The 10,567-nt window shown below is 44.7% G+C and carries 5 protein-coding genes and 3 pseudogenes; 6 read left to right on the top strand and 2 right to left on the bottom strand.

The features are described 5' to 3' along the window. Positions 1-182: 182 nt before the first annotated feature. The 6 genes and pseudogenes from GVY04_23670 to GVY04_23645 all read left to right on the top strand — a co-directional run bounded on the left by GVY04_23670 (position 183) and on the right by GVY04_23645 (position 9,010). The gene (locus GVY04_23670; GenBank protein ID NBD19015.1) at positions 183-2,573 is read left to right on the top strand and encodes a helicase; all 2,391 of its coding nucleotides are present in this window, start codon (positions 183-185) and stop codon (positions 2,571-2,573) included. Between the two features lie 29 nt (positions 2,574-2,602). Continuing rightward, positions 2,603-3,793, top strand: coding sequence for a transcriptional regulator (locus tag GVY04_23665; GenBank protein NBD19014.1), 1,191 nt, complete (start codon positions 2,603-2,605; stop codon positions 3,791-3,793). Next, a complete protein-coding gene (locus tag GVY04_23660; protein ID NBD19013.1) occupies positions 3,790-4,797 on the top strand; it encodes an AAA family ATPase in 1,008 nt (335 codons plus the stop codon). The genes GVY04_23665 and GVY04_23660 overlap by 4 nt, the downstream gene beginning before the upstream one ends. Positions 4,798-4,979: 182 nt before the next feature. After that, the gene (locus GVY04_23655) at positions 4,980-5,942 is read left to right on the top strand and encodes a hypothetical protein (protein ID NBD19012.1); all 963 of its coding nucleotides are present in this window, start codon (positions 4,980-4,982) and stop codon (positions 5,940-5,942) included. Positions 5,943-6,063: 121 nt separating this feature from the next. Continuing rightward, positions 6,064-7,263 carry a transposase gene (locus GVY04_23650; GenBank protein ID NBD19011.1) on the top strand — a complete coding sequence of 400 codons (1,200 nt, stop codon included), beginning with the start codon at positions 6,064-6,066 and terminating at the stop codon, positions 7,261-7,263. A gap of 3 nt (positions 7,264-7,266) precedes the next feature. Beyond that, positions 7,267-9,010 (top strand): annotated as a pseudogene (locus GVY04_23645) (N-6 DNA methylase). A 116-nt stretch (positions 9,011-9,126) separates the two neighbouring features. On the opposite strand, the pseudogene GVY04_23640 reads toward GVY04_23645, so the two are convergent. Together GVY04_23640 and GVY04_23635 are read right to left on the bottom strand one after the other, a co-directional pair. Continuing rightward, positions 9,127-9,675: pseudogene (locus GVY04_23640) on the bottom strand (IS4 family transposase). Between the two features lie 163 nt (positions 9,676-9,838). Beyond that, a pseudogene (locus tag GVY04_23635) lies at positions 9,839-10,444 on the bottom strand (transposase). Between the last annotated feature and the right edge of the window lie 123 nt (positions 10,445-10,567).

The following is a 10,567-nucleotide window of genomic DNA, read 5'->3' as shown; positions in this document are numbered from 1 at the left end:
CTGTTTAAGGTGTTCCTGAGCCTGTCGAAGGATGTCCTGTCGGACTTTTATTTGTTTGGTGACGATTCATCCCCCACTAATCTGACGCTATAGTGGGGGTCTTCTCGTCACATTAAGATAAACTATTCCTCTCAGCAACGCCACACAACGGACATTCTAATAGTTTCGCTGCCTTGTTGGAAATGCTTGATCCACAACGGTTTTGTCGTGGTGTTCCTGTTAAAAGCCGACAGCTTCTTGACTCGGTGATGGTAAGGCGTTTAAAGCAGGATATTCGGGAAATCAGTGACAGTGACTTTCCTAAGCGGGAAGTCATTCCCGTTACGATTAAGAATTTGCCAGATGATGCGGGAGAATTAGAACTGTCCCGTCTCCTACAAGAATATCGTCTTTGCCGACAAGCGCGGTTGCAAGGGGAATCGAAATCAAAGCGCAAAGCGGGAATGCTAGTGGTGACCTCTCTCCAGAAGCGGTTGTTATCTTCTATTGAAGCCTTTGCAAGAACACTGCAAGTCCATAAACGAGCCCTAAACCGCCAAGAGGAGAAAAACGCTCAAACTTCCCAGAATTACGCCTTATTGGTCGAATCTCCCAGTGCAGATGACGATCGCGCTGAACTTCCCGAAGCAGAAATCGAAAGCGAAGAAAACACCCAGATGAGTGCAGCCACCGCAACCAGTAGCGGTAGCATCAGCCAGCAAGAATGGGAGTTATTGGAACGCATGAGCGAAATTGCTCAAAACTCCCGTTATGAAACTGATTCTAAGGTCAAGGCTTTATTAGAGTGGCTGCGGAACAATCTTTGTCCCGATCTTGGGAAATCAGGGGCAAAATGGCGCGATTCCCCTCCGGGGACGCTGCGCGAACGCCGCGTATTAATCTTTACTGAATATACAGACACCAAACGCTACTTACAACAGCAACTCCGAGACGCGATTGCAGGTTGTGAACAAGAAGACGAACGCATTGACTGCTTTACAGGAGGAATGGGAGACGAACGCCGAGAAGCCGTTAAACGGGCGTTTAACACCAATCCTCAAGACCATCCCCTGCGGATTCTGATCGCCACTGATGCAGCTAGAGAAGGGGTCAACCTGCAAAACTATTGCGCTGACTTATTCCATTTTGATATTCCTTGGAATCCCAGTCGGATGGAACAACGCAACGGACGCATCGATCGCAAACTGCAACGGGAACCTGTGGTACGCTGTCATTATTTTGTTCTCCCCCAACGGGCTGAAGATCGGGTTTTGGAAGTCCTCGTCAATAAAACCAAAACCATTGTTAGCGAGTTGGGAAGCCTCTCTCCTGTGATTGAGAAAAATGTGTCTCAATTATTAGACGACGGGATTGAATCCAAAGCGGAACAAATCTTCATTTCAGGAATCGAAACCGCAGATCAAGCAGATGAAACCACCAGCAACCGACAGGGGGCGATTCGGGAAGAATTGGAGACAGTCCGCCCTGAAATCCGTCAACTGCGACAACAAGAAGAAACCTTACAGCAGATGTTAAGTCAATCCCAACAGTGGTTAGGATTAGACGATGCCTTCGGCTCGGTCTCCGACCTACGCGCTTTTCGGGAAGCCCTTTCCGCGAGTTTAGAATTGTTGGGTGCTTCTCCTCTCCAACCCAAAGACAATGAAGGAATATGGGAGATTCCCAATTTAGAAACCCTCACCAATGACCCCAGTTGGGAAAACACCCTCGATACCCTGCGTCCGCCACGTCCACGGAAACAAAAAGTTTGGGAATGGCGCAAAGAAACAGAGGTGCGTCCCGTTGTCTTTCAAGATGTGGGCTATCTTGATGATAGTGTGGTTCACTTACACTTAGAACATCGGGTTGTGCAGCGCTTGCTGGGTCGCTTTCTCTCTCAAGGTTTCATTTATGATGAACTGACTCGCGCTTGTGTTTGTCTCTCTCAAGACCCGATTCCAAAAGTGATTTTATTGGGACGATTATCCCTCTATGGAAAAGCAGCAGCACGGTTACATGATGAACTTGTCACCGTAGCAGCAGAATGGAGTCATCCCGAAAGTCGGGGAGAAGCTGAACTACTCCCAGCGGGACAGGAACAGGAAAAAGATATCTTAAATATTCTGGAAACGTCTCTAGTTTCACCACGCAATCAAGAAATCGCTGCTGGAGTACAAGAGAGGCTACAGCAATGTTCAAAAATTGATGTCGAACAACTGCTTCCTCACTTAGAAACCCAAGCAAACGACATTGAAACCGAAGCCACTGCAACTCTAAAACAACGCGCCCAGCGAGAAGCCCGTCAAATGCGAGACTTACTCAAACGCCAACAAGAAAGGATTCGCAAACGGGAACAGGAAATTCGGGGAGAAATCCAACCAGATGCGCCAGTACAATTAGAGTTTAATCTGGGGGAACTCTCCACAGAAGAACAAAAACAACTAGAAGCGGATCGTCGCTATTGGGAAAGACGGTTGGAACAATTGGAACAAGAGTTGGAGTTAGAACCGAAACGCATCCGTGAGAGTTATGAAGTAAAAGCCCGTCGTTTAGAACCTGTGGGGTTAGTCTATCTTTGGCCAGTGAGTAGCTAACATAGAGAGAGTTTGAAGAGAACCAAATTATGGATGAACAAGAGCTAGCAAGGCTTCTCAAAGAGTTGGAATCGGATCGCGCTGAACGTAAAGCATCCGCTTCTGATGGGAAGAAAATCAGACAAGCGATTTGTGCGTTTGCGAATGATCTTCCGAATCATAAAAAGCCAGGCGTTCTTTTTATTGGTGTTAATGATAATAGAACTTGTGCTAACTTACCCATTACCGATCAGCTTTTAATCGACCTTGCTAGTATCCGTTCTGAAGGGAAAATTCTACCCCTTCCCGTGTTACAAGTTAATAAATATATTTTTGAAGGCTGTGAAGTGGCTGTGGTTATTGTACAACCCTCCGACGCGCCTCCTGTGCGGTTTGATGGACGGACTTACATTCGCATTGGCCCTCGACGCGCGATTGCGACACTAGAAGAAGAACGTCGCCTCAACGAAAAAAGACGAGCTAGAGATTTACCCTTTGATTTGCGTCCCTTCAGTTCTGCTTCCATTGATGATTTAGACTTAGACTTATTTCAACGGGAATATCTAAACTCAGCCCTTGCTCCTGATATCTTAGAACAAAATCATTGTTCCCTAAAGCAAAAATTAACGTCTCTACGGTTCTTTACACCTCATCCAGAAGCCCATCCCACTAACTTGGGAATTTTAGTTGTCGGAAAATATCCAAGACAGCTTATTGCAGGATTTTATATTCAGTTCGTTCGTTTTGATGGAACAGAATTAACCGATCCCATTCGCGATCAAAAAGAGATTGATGGTTCTCTCATTGAGTTGCTGCGCTATCTAGATGAAGTCTTACAAGCTAACATTTCTACTGCATCTGATATTACAACGAATCCTCTAGAAATAAAAAAACCTGATTATCCCATCGTGGCGTTACAACAACTGATTCGTAATGCGATTATGCACCGATCTTATGAACAAACCAATGCTCCTGTCAAAGTCTATTGGTTTAATGATCGCGTTGAAATTCACAGCCCAGGGGGATTATTTGGACAAGTTAACCGCCAGAATTTTGGGAAAGGAGTCACTGATTATCGCAATCCGCACTTAGCAGAAGCAATGAAAAACCTAGGCTATGTTCAACGGTTTGGGATTGGAATTGCTACGGCGCAAAAACAACTAGAAAAGAACGGTAATCCCGCAGCAGAATTTCAGATTGAAGAAGCGAACTTTTTAGCGATCGTTAGGAGAACCAAATGAAACCACCAATCATTGCCTTTTTTAATAATAAAGGAGGCGTTGGTAAAACATCTTTAGTTTATCACCTTGCTTGGATGTATTTTGATTTAGGATTAAATGTAATCGCTGCTGATTTAGATCCACAAGCCAATTTAACCGCAGCTTTTATTGATGAGGATCGTCTAGAAGAAGTCTGGGAAGGAAACAATAGCTATAACACGATTTTTCGCTGTGTTCAGCCGTTATTAAAAGGAATTGGTGATATTGCAACGCCAGAGTTAGAGAGAATTGAAGACGGTTTAAGTCTCTTTATTGGTGATTTACAACTTTCGGGTTTTGAAGATGAATTATCTTCTCAATGGCCCGATTGTTTAGATGGAAAAGAAAGAGCATTTCGGGTGATTTCTGCTTTTTGGCGATTACTCGATCGCGCTGCCAATCAGTCTTCTGCTGACCTTGTTTTAGTGGATTTAGGACCGAACTTAGGTGCAATTAATCGGGCTGCTTTAATCGCTGCTGACTATATTATTGTTCCCCTTTCTCCTGATTTATTTTCCTTACAAGGCTTGAAAAATCTGGGTCCTACTGTTGCTCGTTGGCGGAAAGAATGGGAAGCAAGAATCGAAAAAAATCCTGCAAATGATTTAGAGTTACCTCAAGGAAGAATGGAAGCTATTGGTTATATTATCCTCCAACATGGCGTAAGATTTGATCGACCCGTAAAAGCCTTTCAAAGATGGATTGAATGCATCCCCATCATTTATCAAAATAAAGTTTTACAAAATCCACAAACTCAAGTGTTTGATGTTGCTAGTGACCCCAACCGTTTAGCGTTAATTAAACATTATCAAAGTTTAATGCCAATGGCACAAGAATCTCATAAACCAATTTTTCACTTAAAACCAGCAGACGGCGCAATTGGTTCTCACTTGTCAGCGGTTAGAAATGTCTATTTTGATTTTAAAGAATTAGCCGAGAAAATTGCGAGTCAAATTGAGTTACCCTTACCGTCTCTAACACAGTGACCAGTCAAGAAAACTCAACTTAATATTAAACTGAATAAATTGGAGGTGTGGAACTGTGGGCTTTGACTACGAAACCTTGAAATATATTCATCAGCATCGAGAATGGCTGGGGTTTTTGCAACCTGTGGGGTTGGTGGTGTCTCCTCCAGCTTTGGTAAATCAGGGGGTTTATCTCGATCGCGATGCCTTCGGCTCGGTCTGGAGACCTACGCGCCATAGAATATCAACAAACCCTCTCATCCCTCCCGAATCCTGATTTTGAACCCTTCGCTGAGAAAATCCTAGAATGGATACCAGACCAAGATTTAGTCACGCCTCCCACTGAGATTGAACTGGTTTTAGCCGACTACGGAGAAACGTTACGTCCGACTTACTGTGTTCCCGATGAGGGAGACGGTTGGCTGTTACTGGTGAAAACTTTAGAAGTAGGGACAGACTTTGATACTGATGAAAGCACAAGTTGGGAAGCAACGCCCCAAGAAAAGTTTGAACGGTTGCTGCGAGGGACGAATATTCCCATCGGTGTGTTGTGGAATGGGACGCATTTACGCTTAGTTTATGCCCCATCTGGGGAGTCTTCGGGGTATGTGACGTTTCCCCTAGAAGCAATGATGGAAGTGGCGGGACGCTCCATTTTATCGGCGTTGGTGATGCTTTTGGGTGCTGACCGTTTGTTTAGCGTACCGCGCGATCGCCGTTTACCACAACTCCTCGCGGAAAGTCGCCGTTATCAAAACAATGTTTCCGAAAGCCTCGCGGAACAGGTATTAGATGCGTTGTGGGAACTCTTGCGAGGGTTTCAACGGGCGGATGGGGAACAAACCAGTGTTTCTGATGAAACCCAGAGAATTGGATATTTAGCCACTCATTATCCCCAACATCTCTACGGAGGGTTAGTGACCACTTTAATGCGGTTGGTATTTTTCCTTTACGCCGAAGAACGGGATATCATGCCAACAGATAGCATTGATCAGCGTCACTATGCGGTTTGTGGACTCTATGAGAAGCTGCGGGAAGATGTGGGAAACTATCCAGACACGATGGATCAGCGATATGGGGGGTGGTCGTGGCTGTTGAGTTTATTTCGCTTAGTGTATGATGGGGGCGGTCATTATAGGATTTGCCGTAAAACCAATCCTCACTAAAGCTCCGGTCTTTAGAGGTTGGATATAAGGCGAGTGAATCGAGGGCTTAGATAGCCCGAAGATGAACAAACTCTACTCATTCGTGCTATAATTATTTCAGCTACTTTAACCAGCTTAAACTATGCTTGTCATTGAGTACAAGGTCAAAGCCCAAAAAACTCAATATAGGGCAATTGACGAGGCAATTCGGACGACTCAGTTCATCCGCAATAAAGCCTTGCGTTACTGGGAGAACAATCATGGTGCTACTAAGTACGACCTCAATAAGCAGTGCAAAATCCTTGCTGAAGAGTTTGAGTGGGCGAAAAAGCTCAATTCCCAAGCTAGACAATCTGCTGCGGAAAGAGCATGGTCAGCAATTAGTCGGTTCTTCGATCACTGTAAGAAGAAAGTAGCTGGAAAGAAAGGATATCCTAAATATCAGAAAAACAATCGCTCTGTTGAGTATAAAACGACGGGGTGGAAACTCGACCCAAATACTAAAAAACACATCACTTTTACCGATGGTAATGGGATTGGTCGGGTGAAGTTAATCGGAACTCGGGATATCTTTTTCTATTCCAAAGAGCAGATTAGACGAATACGATTAGTCCGGCGTGCTGACGGCTATTACTGCCAGTTTTGTATCAACATTGATGTCACCGAAGATGTAGAACCAGCTAATCAAGTATTGGGAATCGATGTTGGTTTAGCTGACTTCTATACCGATTCCAACGGTCATAAACAACCAAACCCCCGTTTCTTCCGTAAAGGAGAAGAGGAGTTAAAACGTTGTCAACGCCGTCTATCCCGTAAACAAAAAGGCTCGTCTAATCGTAGAAAAGCAAGACAACGGTTAGCCAAGAAACACCTGAGAATAAGTAGGCAACGTAGAGAACACGCGATGAGACTCGCGCGTTGCGTAATCCTGTCTAACGATGTGGTCGCCTACGAAGACTTGCAGGTTAAGAACTTGGTCAAGAATCATAATCTTGCTAAATCAATCTCGGATGTTGGTTGGTATCAGTTTCGTGTCTGGTTAGAATACTTTGCCTATAAGTTTGGCAAGGTGACGGTAGCCGTCCCGCCTCACTATACGAGTCAACAATGTTCTAAGTGTGGGTGGAGTGTTAAAAAGTCCCTATCAACTCGAACTCACACCTGTAAGTGTGGCTGTCAGCTTGATCGAGACGAGAACGCTGCTATCAACATCCTGAAGAAAGGACTTAGTACGCTAGGGCATAGCGGAAATTACGCTTGGGGAGACGGAACCGCTACTCAAGTTGGGGATGCCCAGTTTGAGCAAGTTCGGTCGCAGAACCAAGAATCCAACTGCCTTTAGGCGTTGGAGTGTCAACCCGACTATCTCCCAGCCCGTCACGGACAGTTATTTAACCCTGATGAGTATCCGTTTTTAGAAGGGCGACCCCTTGAGACTTCTTTCCGAGATTATCCCACCTTGATCGCACCACGCATTCGGAGATGGGGTTGTCTTTCGGATGTTGGATAATTTGTTAGTGTTGGATGGCGAACGGTTATCCTATCGGGCGTTAGATGTAGAACAAATTGGTTCGGTGTATGAAGGAATTATGGGCTATCGGGTGGAAGTCGCGCAACATCCCTCTATAGCCGTTCAAAGTAAACCGAAAGGATCAAAAACCGTTACCGCAGTTGTTGTTGACTTACAATTGCTACAAGAAACGAAACCGAAAGATCGATCGAAGCAACTCAAAGAATGGGCGAACTGCGAACTCTCTACTAAACCCGCTAAAGCGTTAAAAGAAGCGAATACCCTTGAAGAAATCATCGCAGCATTAGGAACAAAGATTTCTAAACGCACCCCTAACACTTTACCCGCAGGAGCGCTGTATTTCCAACCGACAGAGGAACGACGGAGGTCAGGTTCTCATTATACCCCCCGCAGTTTAACCGCACCTGTGGTTGATACGACGCTTCAACCCATCTTCCAACAGTTAGGAAGTCAACCGACACCCGAACAACTGCTAAATTTAAAAGTATGCGACTTAGCAATGGGAAGCGGGGCGTTTTTAGTTGAGGCTTGTCGTCAAATTGCGGATCGGCTTGTGGAAGCATGGGAACGGAATGACGCAATTTCCCCTGATACAGAAGAACCTGTTGTCATCGCGAGACGCATGGTAGCGCAACAATGTATTTATGGGGTCGATAAAAATCCCTTCGCGGTGAACTTAGCGAAACTCTCCCTCTGGCTGTTTACTTTATCCCGCGATCGCCCTTTTACCTTCCTCGACCATGCGTTAAAGTGTGGCGACTCCCTAGTTGGCTTAACTCGCAGAGAAATCGGAGAATTTGCGAAAGACCCCACCGCCGATTTACCCCTGATGCAAATGTTACAGGAAATCGAGGACGTAAAGAACTATCGCGTAGAAATTCAAGCCTCAGATACTCGTACGGATGCGGATGATACCCGCAAGCGTCAACAGTGGGAACGGGCGGAAACTCAGTTAGCAAAAGCGCGGTTTAGTGCAGATGTGGCTGTCGCTGCGTTTTTTGATGCGGAGAAGAAAACCAAAACAGCACAGAAGGAGAAACAAGAGGAATATCAAGGAATTTTAAGAAGTGATGCTAGCAAGGTGAAAGCAATTTCGCAACGGTTGCGGGAAGGGGAGACTGGAATCAAAGTGTTTAACTGGGAGATTGAGTTTCCAGAAGTTTTTGTTCGCGTAGCGTCTCCGGAGGAGAATCGTTCTAATGGCGGGTTTGATGCCATACTGGGGAACCCTCCCTTTGCGGGTAAGAATACCACGATCGCGGCTCATGCAGACGGCTATCCCGACTGGTTAAAAGTTGTTCATCCTGAGTCCCACGGAAATTCCGATTTAGTCGCCCATTTTTTCCGCCGAGCCTATACATTAATTAGAGAAGAGGGAACATTAGGATTAATTGCAACAAATACCATCGCGCAAGGCGATACACGCAGCACAGGGTTAAGATTTATTTGTAACAATGGCGGAATTATTTACAACGCCAAACGACGCTATAAATGGCCCGGAATGGCTGCGGTGGTTGTTAGTTTAGTGCATATCTTTAAGCCCAAGAAAGGAGGTTAAGCAAAGTTTGTCATTAGTCATTGGTCATTAGTCATTAGTAAAAAGGTAGAAACCAAACATTTTTGGCATCATGGGGAGAAAATGGCGAGGGATATTTTTCATGAGCTAGTACGATCCTAAGTACAGGACAAAAATTGTAAACACTCAAGAAACTGACGGTACTTGAGATCTAAATCATTAATAACCGAACGGAGATAGTCAAGACCATAACGAAAAATACTTTTTTCTCTGCGTCCGTGTTTCTTCACTTTGAGGTGCGACCCGAGCGCGGGAAACCCGCGCATCGGAAAGCGCACCTTGAGAGGAGTATGAGTATGTAACCACTCCCCGACTTTCATCGCCCAACACATAGCCAAAGCCATCAGTGCCAACAGTTTGCTTAACCTTTGCGGGTCAGTAAAGTGGGTAGATTCGAGGCAAAATCCCCGAGTCTTAAACATCCCGAAGAGCGTTTCGATTCCCCAACGATTAGCATAGTCAGAAATGGCAGTTTGAGGGGAGTCAGGAGAAATCACAATCAATAGTTCTCCATCTTCGAGCCTTAAAGCTGACACATAAACTAATCTTCCCCAAACCCAGCGCCGAGAGTTCAGAACTTTCTTTTCACCGAGCTGGAGATGAGCAAAAACCTTCTTAGCTGGGAGTTGTTTTTGACCATCGCTAATTAGGGCTTGCTGAAAAAGTGCGCGATCGATGCGAACCATCAATAGGTAAACCATCGATCAATACCCAGTCAAATCTAACTCTGGAAAAAACACCGCTCTTCACTTGACTAATATCTATAATTAAACGAATTATCATAGATTTGAATCGAGAAAAAGCTCGTTTTTTCCAAAACAGACAAAAAAGAAGATCATACCTCCTTCTTAATAAAGTATTTAAATTCATTACTAAAAAAGTTAGGGCAATCGCTGTTTCGGAAGTATTCGGGAGTTTAGTCATGATTAAATTGAGACCAAATCTTCTTTTTCCTTGACCAAATTTCCCTTCAACTCGCGCGTTCCCTAGCGCCGTGCGACGGCGCGGGGTCGCTCATCAATCGCGTTTCTAATTCTTTCATCAATTTGTGCTTGTTTCTTTTGTGCTAAACGAATTGCTCTCTTCGGTCGCCCGAGAGGAGGGCCACTAATTCTGATTCCTTTTTCTTTACACCAAGCCCGATTTTCTCTCGTTCGATAAATTTGATCTACATGGACAGATTCTGGGTAATATCCGGTGTGGGATTTAAAGGCTTCCACTTGTGCTTTCAAATCTTTTGATTCATAAAAATTGTCCCAGCTTATGTGGTCTAAAAAGACAAAACCATCGTAAGAAATCGCCGAAATTTTTGCCCCAAACTCGGTTCCTTGTCTGGCTTTTCCTCTAATGATCGGACGAAGATGAGGCCCTAGTTAAACTAACGATTCTGTCATTAATTCTTTTCGCCTTGTTTTCAACCTACATTCAGCAGGTTCCTTAACAAAGGAAATAATATTTTTGACAGGCTGAACCGAGGAAGCGCAAAATGTGTTTTTGTGAATCGTTCAACTTAATTGACCACTTTCGACCCTCCACCCA

It is taken from the genome of Cyanobacteria bacterium GSL.Bin1 (assembly GCA_009909085.1).
Classification (GTDB): domain Bacteria; phylum Cyanobacteriota; class Cyanobacteriia; order Cyanobacteriales; family Rubidibacteraceae; genus Halothece.
Note: the sequence above shows the minus strand (reverse complement) of the source record. Positions and strands in the feature narration are given on the sequence as shown.